The organism is Chryseobacterium sp. 2987 (assembly GCF_031456375.1).
Taxonomy (GTDB): Bacteria; Bacteroidota; Bacteroidia; order Flavobacteriales; family Weeksellaceae; genus Chryseobacterium; species Chryseobacterium vaccae.
Genome location: NZ_JAVDUN010000002.1, coordinates 649,637 through 673,883, shown reverse-complemented (window position 1 = coordinate 673,883; position 24,247 = coordinate 649,637). Strand labels below are relative to the sequence as shown.

Below are 24,247 nucleotides of genomic sequence, written 5' to 3'. Positions count from 1 at the left end.
TCTCACCAGGCATACAAATAAAGAATTTCACATGAGAATAGCATTAGTTGGATACGGTAAAATGGGTAAGATTATCGATGAGATCGCTCAGAAAAGAGGTCATGAAGTAGTAGCCCGTCTGAAAGAAACTCCAACCGCTGAAAACCTGAATAATCCGGACGTGGTTATTGAATTTTCACTGCCGGAAGCAGCATACGATAACATCAAAGCCTGTCTTGAAAATAAAATTCCGGTCATCTGCGGAACAACCGGATGGCTGGAGAAGAAAAGCGAAATTGAACAATTAGCGGTAGATAACGATACAGCATTTTTATACGGATCCAATTTTAGTTTAGGAGTGAATTTATTTTTTGCTTTGAACGAAAAACTGGCTGCTCTGATGAAAAATGTGGATGAATATTCATGTCAGCTGGAAGAAATTCATCACATCCATAAAAAAGATGCTCCAAGCGGAACCGCAATCTCCATTGCTGAAGGAATTATTCAAAATAATCCGAAATTTGATGCATGGAAACTTGAAGAAACCCAAGGGAAGGAACTGGGGATTTTTGCCGTTCGTGAAGATGAAGTTCCCGGTACTCACAGCGTGTTTTACAGAAGTGAAGTAGACGAGATTGAAATAAAACATACCGCGTTCAACAGAAATGGTTTTGCATTGGGTGCTGTAGTCGCTGCAGAATGGATCAAAGACAAAAAAGGAAACTTTGCCATGAAAGACGTTTTGGGGCTTTAATTTGTAACAAATTCTTTAAATTGCAGACCAATAACAGAAATGATGAATAATGAATTGCAAATAGCGGGAAAGCTGTTCTCATTTATTATTCATCATTAATTATATATTATCAGAATAGGCACAAAAAAATTATGAATTATTTTCTGACTTATACAGTATATGTTCTCATTTTATCCGTATTAATGGGGATTTCCACTTGGAAACTGTTCAAAAAATTGGGGTATAGCCCTTTATTTGCATTTATCCCTTTCTATAATTATTTCATTATCTTAAAAGAAACTAAGCATCCGAAATGGTGGGCCATTTTATCCTATCTTCCGATAGTAGGGCCTATTATGATGTCGGTTTTCCACATTTATTTAATGAAGAAATTTGGAAAGAGCCTTTTCCAGCACCAGCTTCTTACCGTGATTCTGCCGTTTATTTATATGGCAACGGTGAACTATTCCAAAGATGTTGAAATAGAAGATGAAAATGAGCTGTTCCTTACTGAGGAAGAGAAAAACGCTAAAAAGAAAGATACATTCCTTGGATCTATTACTTTTGCAGTAGTTTTCGCAACCATTATCCACGTTTTTGTAACACAGCCGTTCGGAATTCCTACCGGATCCATGGAAAGAACCCTTTTAGTAGGAGATTTCCTTTTCGTCAACAAATGGAGTTATGGATACAGAATGCCGATGCGTCCTGTTGCTATCCCTTTCCTTCAGGGAACCATTATGGATACAGGGCAGCCAAATAACCCGAAAGATGATCCGAAATCTTATGTAGATGCGGTAAAGCTTCCTTATACAAGAATTTTACAGTTCAGCAAGCCTCAGAAAAATGATGTGGTAGTATTCAACTACCCGCAGGATTCTGTACATACAGCGATCGACAGAAAAGATCCCTACGTTAAAAGATGTGTAGCTACAGCAGGAGATACCTTTGAAATGAGAGCCGGAAGACTTTTTGTTAACGGGAAGCCGGAAACCATTCTTGGAGATCAGGAAGTACAGCACGGTTACCTGGTAACTACAGGAAGCCAGCTTGATATTCCTGCACTATATAACACCTACGGCTTTCTTCCTGTACAGGAGCAGCAGACGCAAACAGGATTTGTATATGGTTTCCAGGGGCTGACAGATAAGACGGCCAAAGAAATCAAAGAACTTCCGCAGGTGATTGATATGAAGGAGAATGTAATGCCAAAAGGAGAAGCATCCATTGCCTACAAAAACGAAGAAAGAACAAAAATAGATACTACCCAGTCTATTTTCCCTGTCAATAAACCTTGGAACCAGGATTGGTACGGCCCGGTAAGAATTCCTAAAAAAGGAGATGTGGTAACCATCAATAAAGAAACCCTTCCAATGTACCGATGGATTATTTCAGAATATGAACACAACAGTGTATCCGTTAATGGAGACCAGATTTTGATCAATGGTAAACGGGAGGCCAGCTATACCATCAAACAGGATTATTATATGATGGTAGGGGATAACAGAGATGCTTCATTGGATGCCAGGTTCTTCGGTTTCGTTCCGGAAGAGAATATCGTAGGAAAACCAATGTTTACATGGATGAGCGTTCAGGGTGCTTTCAAAGACGGTGGTTCTTCTTATCAGGCTCCGTTCAAGATCCGTTGGGAAAGAATGTTTAAAGCAACCAATACCGGAGAAGCCAACAAAACTTCGTACTGGTGGATTGCAGCCATGATTCTGATCTTATTCTTCGGATGGGAGTATTTTATGAAACTGTTCAAAAAGAAAAAAACAGAAGACGAATTATAATTAAATTAAACCCAAAATAGAATGAAGTATTTGAAAAAATGCTTCATTTTTGCATTATGAATATGACGAATGTATTACTCCCGGTATTTTATATGCCTCCGATCTCATGGTTCTCAGTGTTTTTAAACCCTGAAAACGAAATTATATTTGAACAGTTTGAAAACTTTCCTAAACAGACCTATAGAAACAGAGCCAATATCTACGGGGCAAATGGAAAACTTTCATTAATTATCCCAATCAACCACAACGGGAAAAGAGAATTCAAAGATATGGAGATCTCTTACAGGGAAGAATGGAGAAATCTTCATTGGAAATCAATCAAAACGGCTTATCAGAGTTCGCCTTACTTCGAATATTATGAAGATAAATTCAGAAAGATCTTTGATATGAAAGAAAAATTCCTTCTTGACTTTAACCTTAAAGGCCTGGAAGTAATCCAACAGATACTGAAAACAGAAAAGGCACACTCTTTGAATAAAGAATATATCAAAAATCCGGAAGAGATAAATTTCAGAGACAAATTCTCAGCAAAACGTCCTTCAGAATTCGGAATGGAAGAATATTATCAGACCTTTTCCGAGAAATACGGGTTTTTAGAAGATCTTTCGGTTCTGGACCTTGTCTGCAACAAAGGCCCGGAATCATTGATGTATATTAAAAATATCAAATAATTTACAGGTTGTCGTAAGAGAGAAAGCGACTGTCTGTGACCTCAATAAAATAAATATCAACATATGAAAAAGGTATTATTAGCGGCTGTTTTTTTAGCAGGATTCAGTTATTCTTATGCACAGGAAGCCAAAGCGGCAAACATAGATCCCAATGAAGATAAAGATCTGATGACCTGGTATCATAAAGATTTTTCTTCTACAAAAGTATACGGGGTAAATACTGAAAATGCATACAAATATTTAGAATCGAAAGGTCTGAAGCCTAAAACAGTTATTGTAGGAGTTTTGGACAGCGGAGTTCAGGTAGATCATCCGGGATTGGTAAAAAATATCTGGACAAACCCTAACGAAGTTCCGGGAAACGGAAAAGATGATGACGGAAACGGCTATATTGATGATGTTCACGGATGGAATTTCATCGGTGGAAAAAATGGAGACATTGGTATTGACAATATGGAGGTAACAAGAGTGGTTGCCAAATATAAGCCGGTTTTCGAAGGAAGCGATTCCGCTAAAAATAAAGCCAATCAGGCGAAAATGCCGGAAGAATTTGCTCTGTACATGAAATCCAAAGAGCTTTTCAATAAAAACAGCATTGAGGCCAGACAAAGCTTCCAGACGTATACCATGATCAATGATCTTATTCCTAATATGGTCAGATTATTAGGCGGTAAATCGGTAACGGCAGAAACGATCAATGCTATTAAGCCGACTGATCAGAAAGATGCCATTGCACTTCAGGTTTTAGGCCAGGTTTCTCAAAGCCCTGATTTCAACGGGAAAACTTCAGCAGAATTTGAAAAGCTGATGAAAGAACAGATGAAAGAAGCGCTTGATGAGTATACTCCAAAAGCTCAGCAATACGATTTAAGCTATGATCCGAGAAAAGAGATTGTAGGGGATAATTATGATGATTATACGGAGAAAAATTACGGAAACAATCATTATGAAGGACTGGATGCAGAACACGGAACACACGTTGCTGGTATTATTGCTGGACTTCCGCAAGGAAAAGTCGTTCAGTATGGAATAGCTTCAAAAGTAGCGAAAATCATGACTGTAAGAACCGTTCCCAATGGTGATGAAAGAGATAAAGATGTTGCCAACGCCATCAGATATGCTGTGGATAACGGTGCTAAAATTTTGAACATGAGTTTCGGAAAGCCTGTGTCTCCAGGGAAAAACGTAGTCTGGGATGCTTTCAAATATGCTGAAGATAAAGGCGTTCTTTTAGTAAAAGCAGCCGGAAATGAAAACGAAGATGTAGCAGAACACTTGGCTTACCCTACCAACTTTAAAAATGTAACAGATGAAAAACCATTTGTTAACAATGTGATGGTAGTAGGAGCAAGTACCAATAAAAATGATGCTCTGAGAGCAAGCTTCTCCAATTACAACAAAAAAATGGTAAACGTCTTTGCTCCGGGTGAAGAAATATATTCTACTGTTCCTAAGAATGATTACAAATACCTTCAGGGAACTTCTATGGCATCCCCGGTAGCAGCAGGGGCAGCAGCTGTATTATTAGCTTATATGCCCGATCTTAAACCTTACCAGATCATAGAGGCACTGGTAAAAAGCAGTAACCATAGCGCGGGCCAGTTTTCTGAGTATTCTCAGGCAGCTGGTGTAATTGATGTGAAGAAAGCTGCAGAATATGCATATACCAACTTCTATAACGGAAAAAAATCAACCAGCAGCAAGCCTGCGAAATCCGTAAAAAAGGGTGTTAAAAAATAGTATATCTGCCTGTATATAAGGTTAAAGCATAAAAAGTCCGAAATTTTCGGACTTTTTTATTTTTATTTTTCAATTTTGGCACGGTTTTTTGTAACTTTATAATAACAAAATAATAAACAACAAAATGAAAAAGTTACTACTTGCAGGGATGTTGGGAACATCACTTTTTGCAGTGTCTTGTTCCTCAGTGAAAAAAGCAGAAACATCACAAAACCAAAGATCTGAATACCTTAAGTTAAAAGGTGACTGGCAGATTGTAAGCGTAGATTATGAAAAGGGATACAAGATCAAGCCTTTTGATGAAGGAGCAGATGCTCAGTGTTTTGTAGGCAGTCATTGGAGACTGATCCCGAATAATTACAGCGGTGCTTATACTTTAAACGGAGGAGGTGCATGCCCGGCAGTGACACAACCTATCAAATTTGAAGTTAAAAACGGTGATACTTTCATGTTCAAAAAAATCGCTGCAGGAACAAAAGCTAAGCAAAATACTGCAGGATATTCTTTAACAATTACCAATCAGGCTGCAGATCAGTTCTCTTTAGTACAGGATGTTCCTTTTGACGGAAATACCGTAAAAGTTGTTTACAACTTCCAGAGAACAGGAATAAAATAATTTATAAACATAAAAGATTAAAAAAATGAAATTTACTAAAACATATATAGGAGCACTTTTCTTATCATCAGCATTGTTATTAACAAGCTGTGAAGCCGTTCAGAATTCTAATCACCAACAAAGAGGTACTGCGGTAGGAGCTGCATCAGGAGCTGTAATTGGAGGTATCCTTGGAAATAATGTAGGGAAAGGTAAAAATGGTGCTTTAGGAGCCGTATTAGGAGGTATTATCGGTGGTGTTGCAGGTAACGTAATCGGTAACAAAATGGATAAGCAGGCTAAAGATATTAAGGAAACTTTACCGGGAGCTGAAGTAGAAAGAGTAGGAGATGGTATTAAAGTAACCATGAACGAAAGTATTGTAAACTTTGCTTTCGATTCTTCAAATCTTACTTCTGTTGCTCAAACCAACCTTGATAAATTAGCAAAAGTTCTTGTTGATAACCCGGATACCAATATTAATATCTACGGACATACAGACAGTAAAGGATCTGATTCTTACAACCTTGCCCTTTCTCAGAGAAGAGCAGATGCTGTAAAAGCATACTTATCAGGGAAAGGAATTGCATCAAGCAGAATGTTTACTAAAGGAGAAGGAGAGGCAATGCCGGTGGCAAGCAATGATACAGATGAAGGAAGAGCTAAAAACAGAAGAGTTGAGTTTGCTATTACAGCCAATGAAAAAATGATTAATGATGCCAAACAAGGGCAATAATTAATTTAATATATAAATATTTTCGTAAGAAACCGCTTCGGCGGTTTTTTTTGTATTTTTATGCTATGAATTTTGAATTTATTATTTTTGCATCTGAAATAGCATAAATGAAGAAATACCTTAAACTGCTCCGGGTGGAGCAATGGGTGAAAAACCTGTTTGTTTTTGTCCCTCTGTTCTTTTCAGGAAACATTACCAATGTAGATCTGCTTAGCAAAAGTATCTTTGCATTCATCATTTTTTCGTTAGCAGCGAGTGTGGTATATATTCTGAACGATTATAATGATATTGAAGCAGATCGTAAACATCCTGAAAAAAGAAGAAGACCTCTTGCAAGCGGTGTTATTTCAAAATCAAAAGCATTGGGAATTCTTGCGGTACTTATTATCATCGATATTGCTTTGGTAGTTGCAGCCCAGCTTTACTTTCATGAATCTTTGTGGAAATTCAGTGCTATTATTGCATCTTATTTTGTGATGAATCTGGCCTATACTTTTAAACTGAAGCATGTTCCGATCATTGACATTTTTATTATAGCGCTGGGTTTTGTATTCAGGGTATTAGCAGGCGGTTATATTACAGGAATCAATATTTCGCAGTGGGCTATTCTGCTGACTTTTGTACTGGCACTGGTGCTGGCCATCGGAAAAAGAAGAGGAGAACTTATCAATGCACAGGTTTCGGGGAAAACAAGACGGGCGCTGGATGGGTATAACGTACAGTTTGCTGATATTGCGCTTTCCATTTCTGTAACATTGGCTATCGTATGCTATCTGATGTTTACATTATCACCTGAGGTCCAGGGAAGATTCCATCAAAGGGTTTTCTATACCGTGATATTTGTTGTTTTTGCATTTCTGAGGTATCTGCAGCAGACTTTAGTATATAACAGAACGGAATCTCCTACAAAAATTGTTTACCGGGACCGCTATATACAAGTTACCTTAGTGCTTTGGGTAGCCGCATTTCTAATTCAAATCTACTTTAAAAAATGAAGCCGAATTTCACACAGAAAGTTACAAACTGGGGCAATTTCCCGGTGGTAGAAAAAGAAATGAGATCTGAAGACAGTTTCAGAAAAATCAAGGACTTTGTATTGAATCATAATGAAGTGATTGCAAGAGGGAATGGAAGGTGCTACGGAGATGCTTCATTGGGAGAAAACATATTTTCAACCAAAAAACTCAATAAATTTATTAGTTTTGACCGTCTCAATGGAGTCATAGAATGTGAGTCCGGCGTGCTGCTTTCGGATGTGCTTGAGATTGCTGTTCCACAGGGATATTTTTTATATGTAACTCCGGGAACTAAATTTGTGTCGGTAGGCGGGGCAATTGCCTCTGATGTTCACGGTAAAAACCACCATGCTGAAGGCTGCTTCTCCGAATATGTTGTTGAATTTAAACTCATGACGGAAAGCGGAGGGATCATTACCTGTTCCAGAGAAGAAAATCCGGATAAATTCTGGGCTACAATCGGAGGGATGGGGCTTACCGGGATTATTCTTACCGCAAAATTCAAACTTAAAAATATAGAATCAGCCTATATACGACAGGAAAGTATTAAAGCAGAAAATCTGGATGAGATCTTCCGGCTTTTTGATGAAAGTGAAAACTGGACGTATACAGTAGCCTGGATAGACTGCCTTCAGAAAGGAAAAAATTTAGGAAGAAGTATTCTGATGAGAGGGGAACATGCCTTTCAGCATGAGCTTCCTCAAAATCTGGCAAAACAACCGTTAAGGCTGAAAGGAAAATTGCAGCCTACCGTTCCGTTTTATTTCCCCGGATTTGTTCTGAATGCCCTTACCGTAAAGATTTTTAATCTTTTGTATTATAAGAAACAGACGAAAAAAGAAGTCAAAAACTTTATCGATTACGAAACGTTCTTCTATCCGTTGGATGCCATCAATGACTGGAACAAGATCTATGGAAAATCCGGCTTTATCCAATATCAGATGGTCATTCCAAAAGAAGCCGGTAAAGAAGGAATGAAAAAGATCCTTGAAACCATAGCTGCAAGCGGAAACGGCTCTTTTCTGGCGGTTTTAAAACTGTTCGGAAAGAATAATCCTGAGGCTTATAATTCGTTTCCTTTTGAGGGCTATACGCTGGCTCTTGATTTTAAGGTGAATTCAAAACTGAAAAAACTGGTAGAAAAACTGGATGACATCGTTCAGGAGTTCGGAGGAAGGATTTATCTGACCAAAGACAGCATGAGCCGTTCGTCATTGACGAATTACCTTAAAAATATTCAAAGTCCTAAATTTGTGTCTTTGCAGCACAAAAGAATCATAAACAACAATTCATAAATGATAGTTCTGGGAAGTACGTCTGAAGTAGCACAGGCGTTTGTGGAAAAGGCTCTCCAGGAAGGAGAAAAATTTGAAAAGATCTATCTTTTCACTTCAAGTAAAGAAACTACGGAACGATTTGCGAGACATATCGACGTAAAATTTCTTCAGCAGTCTGAAGTTGTAGAACTTGACCTGATGAAAGAGATTGATTATAATAAATTTGATTATATCAATTCAAATGTATTATTTTGTGCCGTAGGATATTTGGGTGAAGGAACGGAAGAAGGTCTTTATGATAACAGGAATACAGAACGGATTATTGATATCAATTATGCCAGGCTGGTTCCGGTGATGAACTATTTTGCCCATAAATTTGAGAGCAGGAGATCGGGAACCATTATCGGGCTTTCATCTGTAGCCGGAGAGCGTGGAAGACAAAGCAACTTTATTTACGGAAGTGCAAAAGCCGCTTTTACAGCTTATTTAAGCGGACTTAGAAACTATCTTTTTGATAAAAAAGTACATGTTTTGACCATAAAACCCGGGTTTATGGCGACCAAAATGACGGAAGGGCTGCCACTGAATCCTAAACTGACTGCAACTCCTAAACAGGCCGCTGCATGCATTTATAAAGCATTCAAAAAACAGAAGAATGTAGCGTATGTTTTGCCGATTTGGAGTATTATTATGATGATTATCAGGAATATTCCTGAGTTTATATTCAAAAAATTAAAGCTTTAGTGTTATTTTGAAAGATAAAATCATTTATAAATCCAGTTCTTTTTCAATTAATCTTGTCGTTTTTTTTATAGGATTTATTTTCTTCAGTTTAATGATAGGTCTTACTTATCGGTCTTTAGAACAAAATCAGGATGGAGATTCGAAAATTGCGGTTTATATTATTGATTCTATATTTTTACTATTTGCATCAGGCTCATTGTTTTATTTTCTGAAGACTCAGATCATTAAGGTAACCCCAAATTACTTGATTGTTTCCTACCAGTTTTTGCCTTTTTCAAGAAAGATTTCACATGAGGATATCAGGGGATTTAAACAGATCCCAAGACCTGTAAAGTATTCGAAAGGATTTGAGAAGCAGACAACGGTTTATACTATTTTTGAAACATTCATTATTCTGAAAAATGATAAAAAAATCAGAACCTATGCTTTAAACGATTTTGAATTCAGGGAAGTGAGAAAATTAATAGAAAAAATAAAACGGAAAGAAGGGACGTTTGAAGTTAAAACATTAACCACTTCCGAATTTGTTTTTCAAAATTTATCTGTGATTTTATTCTTAATAATTTGCTTATTTTTGATTGCTGGATTATCAAATGCTTTAATTAATAAATAATTTGTAAAGTTTACCCTAAGTCATAGATTTATGAAAAAATTGTATTGTTTTGATTTTGACGGAACCTTAACGTATAAAGATACCATGTTTATGTATCTTAAATTCTACGATTCTACCAAATTCCGCATACAGTTTTTAAGACATGTCCCGCTTTTTATTCTGTTGAAACTGAAACTGGCAGAAACTGAAAAAGTAAAGAAAAGTTTTATTGGCTCTATTCTTAAAGGACAGACCAAAGAAAAGATTGAAATGAAGTCTAAACAGTTTTTTGAACAGCATTATCCTAAAATTGTAAGGGAAAATGCCTTGGACTTTATTCAAAATATCGATAGGAATAATACACAAAGTTTATTGGTAACTGCTTCGCTGGACATCTGGGTGAAACCGTTCGCTGAAGAACTCAAAATGCAGCTCGTTTCTACACGTGCAGAGTTTAAAAATGGGGTTTTTACAGGAAATTTTATCGGCAAAAACTGCAACGGAAATGAAAAACTGGTGAGAATAAAAGCCGAAATAAACGATTCTAAATACGATAAAATAATCGCTTTTGGAGACACTTCCGGTGACCGTCAGATGCTTAAATGGGCAAATGAGGGTCATTACCAATTTTTTCATTAATTTTGGAAGGTAAAAATGTAAAAATGAAAAGACTGCTTGTTGTATGTACCGCAATCCTTATGAGCTGTGCAGGAACACCGTCTCAAAAGCCTTCAGATATGCAGAAAAACGCAGAATTGCTTGTTTCCGAGTCTCAGGGTGGTGCAGACCGGCCGGGATTTACGGTGATTAAAAACGAACAAGAGTACCAGAAAGCCACTAAGGCAAGCTCTGGTCTTATTGTTGCGGAATTGGGGAAAGAACCATCCGCAAACTATCCTGCATTTCTGAAAAATAAGAAAGTGATCTTGTACAATCTGGGAAGTTTCAGATCTGGAAGCCATACGGTAACAACAATTAAAAGTGTTTCTGTAAAAGATAATATCCTGTATGTAGAGGTTCCTTATCAGGAATCCGGAGGAATGGAAATTCAGATGCTTTCCAATCCTTGGTTTATCTTTGCTGTGCCTTCAGACTATCAGTTTACTTCCGTAGAATTAAAATACTCAAAATAAAAATGAATAAAATATACCTGGATAATGCTGCTACGACTCCTCTTTCAGAAGAAGTAATCGATGCAATGGTGGGTACCATGAAAATGAATTTCGGAAATCCGTCTTCTACTCACAGTTTCGGACAGGAAGCCAAAATTTTGATCGAAAACGTGAGAAGACAGGTGGCAGACTATCTTCATGTAACGCCTGCAGAGATCATCTTTACCTCTTGCGGAACAGAATCGAACAACATGATCATCAAATCAAGTGTAGAACACCTTGGTGTACAACGAATCATCAGTTCTCCTCTGGAACATAAATGTGTTTCTGAGAGTATTCTGGATATGAAAAGCAGAAAAGGAGTAGAGGTAAACTATATCCGTCCTAATGAAAAAGGTGATATTGATCTTAATAAGTTAGAAGAATTATTAAAAGCATCCGACAAAAAAACGCTGGTGAGCTTGATGCATGCCAATAATGAGATCGGAAATATTGCTGATATTAAAAAGATTGCACAGCTGTGTAAAGAAAATAATGCCTTGTTCCACTCAGATACGGTGCAGACCATGGCTCATATGAATCTTGATTTTTCTGATATCATGGTGGATTTTGCTTCATGCAGTGCCCATAAATTCCATGGTCCGAAAGGAATAGGTTTTGCCTTTATCAGAAAATCATCGGGACTGAAGGGGATTATTACCGGAGGACCTCAGGAAAGAAGTTTAAGAGCCGGAACTGAAAATGTATGCGGTATTGTAGGACTTGGAAAAGCACTGGAGCTTTCTCTTAACCATATGGCGGAATATACTGCCCACATGCAGGAAATCAAGGATTATGCAAAAGAAAGTCTTTCTGCTGCTATTCCGGGGATTAAATTCAACGGAAGAAGTGCTGAAAAGGAGAACAGTCTTTATACGGTTTTAAGCGCATTATTGCCTTATAAAAATCCTTTGATTGGTCTTCAGCTGGATATGAAAGGAATTGCGATCTCCCAGGGGAGTGCGTGTTCTTCCGGAGCATCTAAGCCTTCTATGGTGATGATGATGGTGCTTTCTGAGGATGAAATGGACGGTTGTACGCCGCTTCGTATCTCTTTCAGCCATATGACGACCAAAGAAGAAATTGACGCGCTTGTTGAGGCGTTAAAAGAGATTTCAAAAGATTACGCTATAGAAAAAACAAATGTTGAGCATAGATAGTCTTATTGCTTAAAAAGCGTAATTTTGAATATCCAAATTAAGGAGTAAAAAAGAAAATAATATTAATTTAAATAAAAGAAACAAAATGGCTTTAGAAATTACGGACAGCTCATTTCAGGAAACGGTTTTAAAATCAGATAAGCCGGTATTGGTAGACTTTTGGGCAGTATGGTGCGGACCATGCAGAACTTTGGGACCAATCATCGAAGAAGTAGCATCAGATTTTGAAGGAAAAGCAGTAGTTGGAAAGGTTGATGTAGACAACAATCAGGAAATTTCTATGCAGTATGGTATCAGAAATATCCCTACAGTTCTTATTTTTAAGAATGGTGAAGTGGTTGATAAATTAGTTGGTGTAGCTCCAAAAGAGGTGATCGCTGAGAAATTAAGCGCACACTTATAAAAAAAATAAGTTTGATAATGAATGCCTTCCGTTTTTGGGAGGCTTTTTTTTGCAAAATAATTTGCAGGTAATGAAAAAAGGTGTAATTTTGCAATCACAAAAAAGAAACAACGTTCTTTATCACAACAGAAAATGATCCGGTAGTTCAGCTGGTTAGAATGCCGCCCTGTCACGGCGGAGGTCGCGGGTTCGAGTCCCGTCCGGATCGCAAAAGTTTTTCAATTTACTTTTAAAACAAAATTTGATCCGGTAGTTCAGCTGGTTAGAATGCCGCCCTGTCACGGCGGAGGTCGCGGGTTCGAGTCCCGTCCGGATCGCAGAAGTTTTCTCAATTTCTTTTAAAAAAAATTGATCCGGTAGTTCAGCTGGTTAGAATGCCGCCCTGTCACGGCGGAGGTCGCGGGTTCGAGTCCCGTCCGGATCGCAGCTAATTTTAAAAACCCCTTTAGATTTCTGAAGGGGTTTTTTTGTGCTTTATTCTTTTACTGGAGCAGGAGTAAATGGATCAAGTATAAAAGTTGTGGGCTAAGCAAAAAGTTTGGTTAATTTAAAGAGGAAAATGTTCTATCTTTACTCCTCCTGAAGTTGTCAACGGTGATTCATCAACTTCTTCTTCGGAAGGATTCTTCCTAAATTTTTCTTTTCTATTTATTTGATTTAATGTAAGGAAAGCAAAGTTTTAATCAAACAAAATTTCTACATCCAAAGGCCTGAAATCAAATCCTGTAAGCTGATTGCCTTCAATGGCATTTTTTACTTCTTCGCTGCAGATTAATCCTATTCTAAAAGCTGGAGTAATATCGAAATGCCTTTTGAATTTTAATGTTTTTGGTATGATATCCCAATCTTCTTTTTCTGTATATAATTTTCTGAATTTAATTTTATAGTCTTCAAAATCACATATTTTAATTGTTTTTCCGTATTCTTTTTCAATTGTATTAAACTCTATAAAATCTGAATCTTTACAATTTATTTTACTTTTACCACCCATTTCATACCACAAGAAATGATACTCATACTTTTCATCAGGCTTATGTATAGTTAAAGGATAAAAACTACCATTAACAATGAATTGATTAAAAACCTCTTTGCATTTTTGGCTTATGAATAATCCGCTACTTTCAATAACAAAATTATTGGATAAATTATCCGTTAGTTTAGATTTTGAATGTAAAATAAAATTATTCAAATCCGGTATGTCTTCCTCCGTTTTCCAACTTGTAATTTTACCCCATTGAGAGGCCCTTGCTTCATGAAAACCTATCTTTAATTCTTTCACTTGTGGATATTTGCCAATTCTTTCAAAATCCGTCTCTTGAGTTATTCTAAAGTATTGCATAAAAGCTTTTTATTTCATGTTCATTAGTAATTAACCTGAATTCGGGTTAAGGAGTTTAAATATAAAAGGTTGGAAGATGGAAGAAGGAGGCTGGAAGTCACTTTTAGTTATAGATAATGAAAATCTCTGTAAAAATTAAATTAGCTAAAAAAGATGGCAACCTATTATTGATGAACTTCAGAATCTCCCTCTTTCATCTCTCAGCTTCCAAGCTCTATAAATTAAAAACTCTTATCCCGAACTGAGGTTAATTAATAAAAAACAACAATGTCAGGTGACGTTTGCAAAGCTGAAGAGTTTATTATGATTTCCCCATATTCTCTCCATATTATTTTTTAATGGAGCATCTAAAAGTGCTTTTCCAAAACGATTAGGAATTGTTATGCCAGCACCATATTCTAATTAAATTTTTCCGTCAGCTTTTTGATGAAAATTATTTTTTTTTGAAACAAGTTTTTGAAGATCTTCAAGCAATTCCATAAATTCTTCTTTCTTGCGGACAGAAAGCGGTATTGCAGTCTTATTTTTCATAATAATTGTATTTCCGCCATCTGTTCTGATAAAATGGTCAAAATAAGCCATATTAATCAGATGAGATTGATGTGACCTGAAAAAATTATATGGTGTCAACAATATTTCATATTCTTTAAGATTTGTAGAGACAACCAGTCTTGGGGCATTGATAAAATAAAAAGTTGTATAGTTTTTATCTGATTCACAATTTACAATATCCTGAATGTTGACAGAATAAATTCTGTCGGCTGTTTTTAAAATCAGTTTCTGAAGATATTTTGGTCTTTCAAGGTTGGCAAATAAATTCTGAAGTTTTACATCGAATACTTCTTTGTTGATGGCTTCTTCTGCTTTTTGTACAGCTTCTTTTAAATCTGTAGGGTTAAGAGGCTTTAGCAGATAATCAATGGCCGAAAAGCGAAAAGCTTTAATGGCAAAATCTTCATAACCTGTAACAAAGATGACTTTAAAATTAATAACCTTTAGTTTTTTAAGCAGGTCAAATCCATTACCATCCGGCATTTCTATATCAAGGAAAACAAGATCAGGTGATAGCTGATTAATTAAATCTATTCCGGAAGCAACGGAATCAGCCTGTCCTATAATGGAAATATTGGAACAATGGGTCTTAATAACAGCAATATTATCTTTTCTTACAGACTCAATATCGTCAATTACAATAGCTCGAAGCATATGGTTTAGTTTTCGTAAATATAGGGTATTTCAAAAATTACTTTAGCTCCTATAATATTTTTATTGAGATCAAGTATATTTTGGGTCTGTAAAATAACATCCCGGTTTTTTGTATAATGAGCTAAACGTTCTTTGGTGATAGCCGTTGCCAAAGATTTATGATGTGTTGTTTTTTTATCGTTACTGAACCCGCTTCCATTGTCAGAAATTTCGAAAAACAATTTTCTGTCTTTTAAATAGAATTTAATTGCAATCATCCCATCTGCTGACTTACCGTTTAAGCCATGCTTAATCGCATTCTCGATAAATGGTTGTGTAAGCATTGGGGGTAAAAATATGGAGTCTGTATTTATTGTATCTTCCGCTTTAATCGTATAGTTAAACGATTTGTTATATAAAAGTTGTTGTAGGTTTATATAATTTTCTATCAGTTCAACTTCCTCTGTCAGGGAAGTGTAATTTTCGTGTGAGCTTTCAAGAATCTGGCGTGTAAGCTTTGAAAATCTGTTAAGATAATCTACTGCCTTCGCTTCTTCTTTGTCATTAATCAGGCTTCTGATATTTTGTATGGAATTAAAAATAAAATGCGGATTCATTTGTGATCTTCGTAATTTCTGCTCAGTAAGCAACTGCTTATTTTCCATTTTTATCTTCCTCGATTTTATGACCGTTGATATATAAACTGCGAGGAGAATCAATCCTAAAAAGGTAATAATGCCTAAGAAAACTAGTAATCGGGATATCAGCAGTTCACTTTTCTGATTTTCTATTACCTTTTTTAAAGAGCTTGCCTTTTCCCGAGATTGATTAAGACTGTCTTTTAAAAAAGCTTTGTATTTTATTTCTGCCTGAAAATCTTTTACCGAAATCTTTTCATCTAAACTGTTATTTTTATCATAATAAATTTCCGTCAATAAAAGAAAGAATGCTCTTTTATAGTCTGTAAGCTTGAGATCTTTGGCTATTATAGAACCTTGAGCTGCGTAATGTATTGCTGTTTTGTACTGCTCACCTGCATTATAAAGCCGTCCCAATTGTAAATAACAATCCATTTTACCTTTATTATATTGCAGTTTTTCGGCAAGTGCTTCCGACTCTTTAAGCAATTTTATCGCTTTTGCCGGATCTGTTAGGTTGATTTTGCCGGCAATTGTGTTTAACAGATCTACTCGTTGATTATCAATTTCAAAATGTTCTTTCAGCACTTTTTGTAAACTGTCGGCAGATCCTTTTTGTGCGAAAGAATCAGGAAATATAAAAAATGTTATAATTAAAATGATCAGTTTAAATTGCATGGTTACTAAAAATGGAGCAGGTTATTTACAAATATAAATAATTAAAAAGGCAGTCTTATGTTTAATTGTATGTGTCAGATTAAATTTTTAACGAATAAGTCCTTCAGATTTCTGGAGAGGTTTTTTGTGCTTTGTTCTTTCAATGGAGCGGGAGTAGATTCGTTAAAGAAAACAATTTGGACGTTCTTGTAGTCAAATCAAAATAAAACGTTATAAATCTGCTTAAATAAAGCTCTTCAGGCGTGTATCGAAATTTTCTTCTTATGCTTTTTGCTTGTACCCATTTTTTACTAGGATTCATAAGGTGGAAGAAATAGCAAAGTATGACCTCCTTCAATAAAGCATTGTTCCTTTTATGAAAAGCAGCATTGTCAGCCTCTATATTACAGCTGAATAAGCAAATATTGAATAGCTTGAAGTTCGTTATTGCTCCGATAGCATTGACCCTTCCCCGGGCATGACAATCTTTGCCTGCATAATATTTTTCTCCTTTTGGCTGTACCCATTTTCTCTTGGTGTATAGTCTCATTGAGAGTCGCTCATATTATCAACACTCGTTAATAAGAGTTTAATCATTTACAAATGTTTTTTACTGAGCTTTTAAAGAATGAAATAAACAACTATAATATCACTTTAATGGGATTTATATTACGTAAATATTGCCTGTTTTTTTAATTATTATTCAAATTAATTAATATATAAAAATTTGATTTTCAATATTTTATATTTAAATTGATTGTTTTAATTCAATTTTGTTTGAAATATGTTTTGTGGTGTTATTTATTTTTACTTCCTTGTTTGGTGAAAAATAAACAGAAAAAAATGATTGATTTTTCTAACCCAGAATAAAGATATAATGTGAATCTTTTAAATAAGAGGATAGTTTGTGCCTCTCGAAATATTACAAAACGTCTAGGTAAAGAGGGCGGAGGTTCTTTAATATGTATAAACTCATCAAATCCAAATTATTATGGAAACTAAAAAATTTAATCCAGAAGAATTCCTAGGAGCTAAAGTTGTTTCTCCTTTGGAGCAGGAAAAATTAGTTGGTGGTCTTGCTACAGCTGCCGACACTGTTACAGTTACAGTAACAGTTACAGTAACTGTTACTGTTACAACTTAAATTTAGGTTTATTTCCAACTACGGAAATGAATCCCTAAAACAGAGCCATCCTCTGTACAGGGGATGGCTCATTTTAATAAAAATCTTTAACTAACGATATTACCATGGAAAAAGTATATACTCCAACTCAGTCCCCAATGGTTCAGGATGACTGGTGGAACATGTTTTTAGATAAAAGTGAGAACCTCACTAAAACCCTGGTGTTAAAAAATGTATTTTCAAATGAAGATTCTGATCTTTTATCAAATGAAATATTAACTGTAATAAAGCATCTGTGCAGGCTCAGAACTAATAAATATGGGTACAGAGCATTTATAGATGGGAAAAAAACAGACGAGGAAACTTTAAACTATATTTTTGATAATCCTCCTCTTGATGGAGAAGATGTTACAGACTACGCAGAAAGAGTATTTTCCAATAAAGAGTTTGGTATGATCATTAACGGATGTGAAAAATTTTCAGATCCGTTATCAAGAAAACTTTTAAAGCTGATTGCTCCGTTACTTGAAAAAAAAGGAATTCCATTAACAGGCCTCAGCGTGCATACCTTCGTAGGAAACTATGGATATACTCCGATAGGGATTCATAAAGATAACCGGGGAGAAAATGTGATCCATTTTCATCTGGGTCCTGGAGGCAAAGAAATGTACAATTGGACGGATGAAGTATATGAAGAGATTAATGGAAAAGAAAAAAATGAGGACAAGAAATTCGAAGAGCTGATCCCATATGCCGAAAAATATCCTTTTGAAAAAGGAGATATATATTTTATGCCCTGGAATAAATACCACCTAGGCAAAACGAATGGACTGTCTATTGGGGTTACTCTTTGGTTCAACAATCCACCAAGAATAAAACTGTTTGAAAGTATCATTTCATCTTTGTCAAAACAATATATGATCCCTGATGAGAAAACTCAGGAAATTCTTGAGCCTACTAAAGATGCATACGGTCAAGAATCCTTTCAGGAGATTATGGATTTATTTAAAGATGAGGAGAATTTGTTTGATCTGCCTTTCCTGGATCTTTTAAAATTATTACATGATGACCTAAAGCTGGCTTTATTCAGTAATGCAGGCTGGAAGACCCGAACAATCTCACTTTCTGATGAAAGCCTGTATGATGTAAATGATTACCTAATATTGGAGAACAAAACGGTGAAGCTGGTTGAGCCATTTAAAATTTATTATAGAAAATCCACCAATAATAGTGAGATTATCATCTTTGCCAGAGGATCAAAATTGAAATTTAGATATGATAAGGGAATTGAAGCTATGCTTGATTTATTAAACTCAGGAAAAAAACTGAATACCGTGGAGCTTTTGAAAGCTCTTCCTGAGCAATGGCCGGCATCAGCAGGACTGTATATTCTCAGTCTTCTTTATGATAAAAGAGCAATTGAACTGAGCAATCTCTAAACAAAGTGATACCAATATATTGATGATGCAAAAGTTTTTTTTCTTCTTTTTACTTTTATTATTCAGTTTTAACCTATCTGCACAGAATATCGGTTATGAAATTAGAGGAACTGTACAAGGAAATAAACCTTTGATAGAGTATTTGGAAATTTCTGCAGAAGATTCACTAAACACAGTTGCCCAAAGAACTATGACAGATTCGGTTGGCAGATTTAGCCTTACATTGAAAGGAGGAACTTATAAACTAAAATCCAGTAGATTTAATACGATCTTATTTGAAAAAAACATTCAGGTTTCCAATAATATGGATATAGGTGCCATTCCTATTCATAATATCAATATTGAGATAGGAGAGGTAGTATTGAACGGCACTAAAAAACTCATTGAAAGAAAAATAGATCGATTGGTTTTCAATATTGAAAATAGCCCTTTACTATCTGGCGGAACTGCTTTTGATGCTATTAAAAATGCTCCCGGAGTGTATTTGGGAAACGGTGAGTCTATTAATATAATGGGCAAGTCTGGAGTGAAAGTAATGATTGATGATAAAATGCTTCAGGTGAGCTCAGACGAGCTTATAAGTTTTATGAAAAGCATGGGAGCAGATAACATTAAGTCAATAGAAGTAATTACCAATCCTTCAGCTAAATATGATGCTCAGGGAAATGCAGGGATTATTAATATTGTAACTAAAAAAGGTAAGCAGAAAGGATGGAATGCCAACGCCGGACTTACATACTACCAGGGAACATATAACAGAATAATTGGAAATACAGGATTGAACATAAAGACCAAAAGAATTGATTTTACTTCCAATTATACACTTGGTGATGTTCGTTCCTTTGAAAAAATTGAACAAACAAATAATTTTAGGAGTCTTGGCGGAGATAGAGTTGATTTTTCTTCGTTAAATTATGAAAAACGGAAAGAGGTCTATCATTCTTTTTTAGGGCAGTTTGATTTCAAATTAAATGAATCTTCAAATATTGGAATATCAGGAAATATATATTCTAATAAAAGCCCCAGGCCTTCTGACAACAAAACATTTTCATCAGATAATACTTCTTTTATTTCATTGAATGATCATCAATTGAAGCTTTCAAACTATACTATGGATTTATATTTCAATCATAAACTGGATACCTTGGGAAAAACGATGAATATCAACGCTAGTTTATCAACATTCACTACAGGGAACGACCAGAATCTTACCAATGATTTTTTCATCAGTGGAAATTTTAGCAATCAGGAAAGGCTGAGGAGTTTTTTTGATAACCGTGCAAAAATATATTCCGGAAATCTGGATTTTAAATTACCTTATAAAAAGATAACCATTGAAACTGGAGCTAAAATAGCCCACACATCAATAACTAATGATTTTTTGTTTCAAAACTTTCAGAATAACCAGTGGATGAATAATGCTTTGCTAAGCAATCAGTTTGATTATAAGGAAACCAATACATCAGGGTATTTCTCACTATCAAGCAAGATTTCTGATGAACTCACATTCCAGGCTGGTTTGAGGGGGGAATATACCCAGACAAAAGGAATATCCCTAACTTCTAACACAGAAACGGAATATAATTATTTCCAATTATTTCCTACAGCCTATGTACAATATAGCCCAGAAAAAAAGAAATATACATTCAATTTATCATACTCAAGACGTATCAACCGTCCTACGTTTGAATATCTCAATCCATTCATATCTTACCAAAGTCCTCTATTTTCCAATACAGGAAATCCCTTGCTGCGTCCTTCTTTCACAAACTCTCTGGAATTAAGCACTACATTGAATAACCGTTATATTTTTACTGTTTTTGGAAATTCAACATCCAAGTATTTTTCAGAATTGCCACTAAGAGTGGGAGACAGTAATGAAACCCGCTACACATTTGATAACATTGGAAAAAATTATAACTTAGGATTCCAGACCATTGTGCCAGTAAAAGTGGTTTCGTGGTGGGAAATATCAAATACATTTTTGATGATGTATCAAAATTATAATCTGTCTTACCAAAATATTCAGCAAAATCTGAACAATTATTTTTTTCTGCTGAATACCTCAAATACATTTAAAATTAATAATGATATTTCATTAGAATTATCAGGAAGATACCGTTCGTCATCCCTTCAGGGCTTTTACCAGATCGGGAATTATTTTGATATGAGCGGGGCAGTTAATATAAAATTGTTTCAGGATAAAGGAACATTATCATTTTCGGCTCATGATCTGTTTTATACAAACCGGGCTGTTGTTAATATTCATTATCCTAATCAGGATCTGAGCTTTACCAGATATAATGACACTCGTTTGTTTAAATTGTCATTTAGATATAAATTTGGAAATACCGGCCTGAAAAACAAGGAAAAGAAACAGAGTGGAAGCATAGATGAACAAAACCGTGCAAGGAAATAACAAGTAAATGAAATTGAAATTTATTCCTCAACATGACCAGATGGATTGTGGCCCAGCCTGCTTAGGAATGATAGCAATGCATTTCGGCAAAAAATTTTCATTGCAGTTCCTGAGAGATAAATCCTTTTTAACAAAAGAGGGAGTAAGTGTTGCAGGAATCAGTCATGCAGCGAAATCAATAGGTTTGGCATCTACTGTCTATAAACTTTCTTTACCGGATTTGAAGATGATTATTGAACACAGTCCTATGATTTTACATTGGAATCAAAATCATTTTGTAGTGCTAATTGGGATGACTATGAAGAGAGGAAAGTGTATTTATAAGATTGCAGATCCGGGATATGGGATCATGTCAATTCAGGAAAAAGATTTGGTAAAACACTGGTTGGGAGGAGATGAAGAAGGAATTTTACTGTATTTTCAGAAAACCGAAGATTTTGATACACTTAATGATAATGATAAGCAGATCAATGTCTTTAAATATGTTAAAGAAAAAATTAAAACTTACCGATGGAGGATAGCAGCTATATTTGTGGCTATTTTTATTACGAGCGGTTGTACATTAGTTTTTCCTTTTATTACCCAAGCGGTGGTCGACAAGGGTATTGCATACAAGAACATTAATTTGGTTACCACTTTATTACTAGCCCATGCTTTTATATATATAGGAGCTACAGCTATTGATGTAATAAGGAACTGGATTACTCTTTACCTTGGGACTAAACTAAATATCGCGATTATTTCGGACTTCTTAATAAAAGTGATTCGTGTGCCCATTACATTCTTTGAATCAAAGCAGAAAGGGGATTTTAATCAGAGAGTACTTGATCAGCAGCGGATTGAATCGTTTTTAACGACTCAAAGTATCATTACATTATTTTCTATTGTTAATTTCTTTGTATTCTTTGGAATACTTCTTTATTATAGTGTATCTATTGTTCTTGCTTATACCCTGCTTACTTTTATCGCTATTTTGTGGTCACTGTTATTTGTAAACAAGCTTAAGACCTTAGATTATAATAAGTTTCAGTTGAGATCTGAAAATCAGGACACGATTTATGAGTTTGTAGATGGTATTGAAGAGATAAAGCTTAACAGCCTTGAAGAATATAAAAGGACGAATTGGGAAACGCTACAGCTAAAACTATTTGGAGCTAATATCAGAACATTGAAGACTGTACAGTTTCAAACGGTTGGATTTGATCTGGTTAATCAGTTAAAAAATATTTTGGTAACCTACCTTTCAGCCAGGGAGGTTATTAGCGGACATCTCACTTTGGGAGCAATGTTGAGTATCGCATATATTGTAGGTCTCATGAACTCTCCTATCAATCAGTTAATTACTTTTATCAGGGGTTTCCAGGAGGCTAAATTAAGTTTGGAAAGATTAAATGAGGTTCAAAACGTTACCGAAGAAGCAGAATTTAAAGGAGTCCAGAAAGGTCTGCTTAAGACTGTGTCTGACAGCAGTATCAAAATAAATAATCTTTCATTTCAGTATGGAAGTCCAACATCCAGAATGATACTGAAAGATCTCTCATTCAACATTCCTCATGGAAAAACAACTGCAATTGTTGGAGGAAGCGGAAGTGGAAAAACGACATTACTGAAACTCTTGCTAAAATTTTATAATCCTACCCATGGAGAAATTTTGATTGATGATATTTCAATGAATTTTATTCATCCCAATGAATGGAGAGAAAAATGTGGAGTTGTACTTCAGGAAGGTTATATTTTTTCAGATACCATCGAGCAGAATATTGTATGTGGGGATAAAGATTTTAATAAAGCCAAACTTCATCATGCAGCCAGCTTAGCAAGTATAGATATGTTCATTAATGAATTACCGCTTGGGTATAAGACCAAAATAGGCCCTACAGGGAATAGCCTTTCGGGTGGACAAAAACAACGTATTTTGATTGCGAGAGCGGTATATAAAAATCCTCAGTTTATTTTCTTTGACGAAGCCACTTCAGCTCTTGATGCTGAAAATGAAAAAATTATTCATGATAATATGCAGGAATTTTTCATCGGCAAAACAGTTGTTATTATTGCACATCGTCTTTCGACTGTTAAAAATGCAGACCAGATCATCGTTCTTAAGAATGGTGAAATAGTAGAGCAGGGTAGTCATTTACACCTTGTGGAACAGAAAAACGAATATTATAACCTTGTTAAAAACCAGCTTGAGTTGGGAGTGTAAGACGGAAACTATCCGCAGATAATGGACACTTTAATAGGAGATATTCTACTGCCAAAGAGTTGATTAAAAGTCCTGCGGAAGATATTACCAAGCAAGGAATTGTTAATATATTCTCTTTTGATAAACAATATTTCTTTTAATTTGTTTTTATAGCCCAAAGAGTTTTTGTGTATATTTCTGAATTGAAAATAATTTATAATTCATCAATGAAAGCCATTAATTATATTTTAATCCTATTGTTTTTGAGCAATAGCTGTTCCGCCCAGAGTTACACATTAATTGAGGCGATTCATACCACAGATCTTGGAGGAGTAAGAGGAGCCCGAACAGAAAATTTTGACATAAGTGTAAAAAATATTTCAAAAATGGAGCCCAGGTATTTGCTGGTAGGAACTGTGAAAATTCCCTTAAAAAAGGAAAATAAAAACAACATATTGTATCTGCAGGGTACTTATCAACCGGAATCCCCTAATCATATAACAGTAAATGCAGATGGTAAAGCAGAAAATTCACAACTGAATCAAATATTTGATCTTAAGAGGGTATATCTGGTCTCTGAAAATCTAAAAAATAAAAAACAGGTAAAACAAAAAATAAACTTTAACAATAAGAATAATGAAAAAAATAATTAAAATGTTAAAAATGAATAGATAA

General features: G+C 35.3%; 21 protein-coding genes and 3 tRNA genes. 21 read left to right on the top strand and 3 right to left on the bottom strand.

Annotated elements, in window-relative coordinates; genetic code table 11:
- Window positions 1-31: 31 nt before the first annotated feature.
- The 16 genes from dapB to J2Y40_RS07965 all read left to right on the top strand — a co-directional run bounded on the left by dapB (window position 32) and on the right by J2Y40_RS07965 (window position 13,014).
- On the top strand, window positions 32-733 hold the full coding sequence (gene dapB, locus J2Y40_RS08040) for a 4-hydroxy-tetrahydrodipicolinate reductase (RefSeq protein WP_153398836.1): 702 nt from the start codon (window positions 32-34) through the stop codon (window positions 731-733).
- Window positions 734-864: 131 nt separating this feature from the next.
- Window positions 865-2,505, top strand: coding sequence for a signal peptidase I (gene lepB / locus J2Y40_RS08035; RefSeq protein ID WP_309998250.1), 1,641 nt, complete (start codon window positions 865-867; stop codon window positions 2,503-2,505).
- Window positions 2,506-2,561: 56 nt separating this feature from the next.
- Window positions 2,562-3,176, top strand: coding sequence for a WbqC family protein (locus J2Y40_RS08030; protein WP_185152051.1), 615 nt, complete (start codon window positions 2,562-2,564; stop codon window positions 3,174-3,176).
- A 63-nt stretch (window positions 3,177-3,239) separates the two neighbouring features.
- Window positions 3,240-4,916: a S8 family serine peptidase gene (locus J2Y40_RS08025; RefSeq protein ID WP_153398840.1), complete on the top strand. Its 1,677-nt coding sequence runs from the start codon at window positions 3,240-3,242 to the stop codon at window positions 4,914-4,916.
- Between the two features lie 124 nt (window positions 4,917-5,040).
- Complete coding sequence (locus J2Y40_RS08020) at window positions 5,041-5,532, top strand: lipocalin family protein (RefSeq protein ID WP_153398842.1); 492 nt, start codon at window positions 5,041-5,043, stop codon at window positions 5,530-5,532.
- 25 nt (window positions 5,533-5,557) lie between these two features.
- On the top strand, window positions 5,558-6,247 hold the full coding sequence (locus tag J2Y40_RS08015) for an OmpA family protein (RefSeq protein ID WP_153398844.1): 690 nt from the start codon (window positions 5,558-5,560) through the stop codon (window positions 6,245-6,247).
- Between the two features lie 107 nt (window positions 6,248-6,354).
- On the top strand, window positions 6,355-7,242 hold the full coding sequence (locus tag J2Y40_RS08010; RefSeq protein ID WP_153398846.1) for a decaprenyl-phosphate phosphoribosyltransferase: 888 nt from the start codon (window positions 6,355-6,357) through the stop codon (window positions 7,240-7,242).
- Window positions 7,239-8,558, top strand: a complete 1,320-nt coding sequence (locus J2Y40_RS08005) for an FAD-binding oxidoreductase (RefSeq protein WP_153398848.1) — start codon at window positions 7,239-7,241, stop codon at window positions 8,556-8,558. Before J2Y40_RS08010 ends, J2Y40_RS08005 begins: the two co-directional genes overlap by 4 nt.
- Window positions 8,559-9,284: an SDR family NAD(P)-dependent oxidoreductase gene (locus J2Y40_RS08000; protein WP_153398851.1), complete on the top strand. Its 726-nt coding sequence runs from the start codon at window positions 8,559-8,561 to the stop codon at window positions 9,282-9,284.
- Window positions 9,285-9,927: 643 nt separating this feature from the next.
- A complete protein-coding gene (locus J2Y40_RS07995; RefSeq protein ID WP_153398854.1) occupies window positions 9,928-10,515 on the top strand; it encodes an HAD family hydrolase in 588 nt (195 codons plus the stop codon).
- 23 nt (window positions 10,516-10,538) lie between these two features.
- Window positions 10,539-11,009: a hypothetical protein gene (locus J2Y40_RS07990; protein WP_309998244.1), complete on the top strand. Its 471-nt coding sequence runs from the start codon at window positions 10,539-10,541 to the stop codon at window positions 11,007-11,009.
- Between the two features lie 2 nt (window positions 11,010-11,011).
- Entirely contained in the window at window positions 11,012-12,187 is a 1,176-nt protein-coding gene (locus J2Y40_RS07985) for a cysteine desulfurase family protein (protein ID WP_153398860.1), read from the top strand.
- 85 nt (window positions 12,188-12,272) lie between these two features.
- On the top strand, window positions 12,273-12,590 hold the full coding sequence (trxA, locus tag J2Y40_RS07980; protein WP_040995543.1) for a thioredoxin: 318 nt from the start codon (window positions 12,273-12,275) through the stop codon (window positions 12,588-12,590).
- A gap of 134 nt (window positions 12,591-12,724) precedes the next feature.
- Window positions 12,725-12,798: transfer RNA gene (locus J2Y40_RS07975), tRNA-Asp, on the top strand.
- A gap of 35 nt (window positions 12,799-12,833) precedes the next feature.
- Window positions 12,834-12,907 (top strand) — tRNA-Asp (locus tag J2Y40_RS07970).
- A 33-nt stretch (window positions 12,908-12,940) separates the two neighbouring features.
- A tRNA-Asp gene (locus J2Y40_RS07965) sits at window positions 12,941-13,014 on the top strand.
- A gap of 255 nt (window positions 13,015-13,269) precedes the next feature.
- On the opposite strand, the gene J2Y40_RS07960 is transcribed toward J2Y40_RS07965, so the two are convergent.
- The 3 genes from J2Y40_RS07960 to J2Y40_RS07950 form a co-directional block, all read right to left on the bottom strand.
- Window positions 13,270-13,929 carry a hypothetical protein gene (locus J2Y40_RS07960; RefSeq protein ID WP_309998242.1) on the bottom strand — a complete coding sequence of 220 codons (660 nt, stop codon included), beginning with the start codon at window positions 13,927-13,929 and terminating at the stop codon, window positions 13,270-13,272.
- A gap of 402 nt (window positions 13,930-14,331) precedes the next feature.
- Window positions 14,332-15,135: a LytTR family DNA-binding domain-containing protein gene (locus J2Y40_RS07955; RefSeq protein ID WP_309998241.1), complete on the bottom strand. Its 804-nt coding sequence runs from the start codon at window positions 15,133-15,135 to the stop codon at window positions 14,332-14,334.
- Between the two features lie 5 nt (window positions 15,136-15,140).
- Window positions 15,141-16,340 carry a histidine kinase gene (locus tag J2Y40_RS07950; RefSeq protein WP_309998240.1) on the bottom strand — a complete coding sequence of 400 codons (1,200 nt, stop codon included), beginning with the start codon at window positions 16,338-16,340 and terminating at the stop codon, window positions 15,141-15,143.
- Between the two features lie 1,060 nt (window positions 16,341-17,400).
- On the opposite strand from J2Y40_RS07950, the gene J2Y40_RS07945 reads away from it, so the two are divergent.
- The 5 genes from J2Y40_RS07945 (at window position 17,401) to J2Y40_RS07925 (ending at window position 24,225) form a co-directional block, all read left to right on the top strand.
- Window positions 17,401-17,553 (top strand): hypothetical protein, encoded by a 153-nt coding sequence (locus J2Y40_RS07945; RefSeq protein ID WP_153398875.1) that lies wholly within the window; start codon window positions 17,401-17,403, stop codon window positions 17,551-17,553.
- Between the two features lie 104 nt (window positions 17,554-17,657).
- The gene (locus tag J2Y40_RS07940; protein WP_309998237.1) at window positions 17,658-18,971 is read left to right on the top strand and encodes a hypothetical protein; all 1,314 of its coding nucleotides are present in this window, start codon (window positions 17,658-17,660) and stop codon (window positions 18,969-18,971) included.
- Between the two features lie 25 nt (window positions 18,972-18,996).
- Window positions 18,997-21,390, top strand: coding sequence for an outer membrane beta-barrel protein (locus J2Y40_RS07935; protein WP_309998235.1), 2,394 nt, complete (start codon window positions 18,997-18,999; stop codon window positions 21,388-21,390).
- Window positions 21,391-21,397: 7 nt separating this feature from the next.
- Window positions 21,398-23,593: a peptidase domain-containing ABC transporter gene (locus tag J2Y40_RS07930; protein ID WP_153398884.1), complete on the top strand. Its 2,196-nt coding sequence runs from the start codon at window positions 21,398-21,400 to the stop codon at window positions 23,591-23,593.
- 206 nt (window positions 23,594-23,799) lie between these two features.
- Window positions 23,800-24,225: a hypothetical protein gene (locus tag J2Y40_RS07925; protein ID WP_153398887.1), complete on the top strand. Its 426-nt coding sequence runs from the start codon at window positions 23,800-23,802 to the stop codon at window positions 24,223-24,225.
- Window positions 24,226-24,247: the final 22 nt, after the last annotated feature.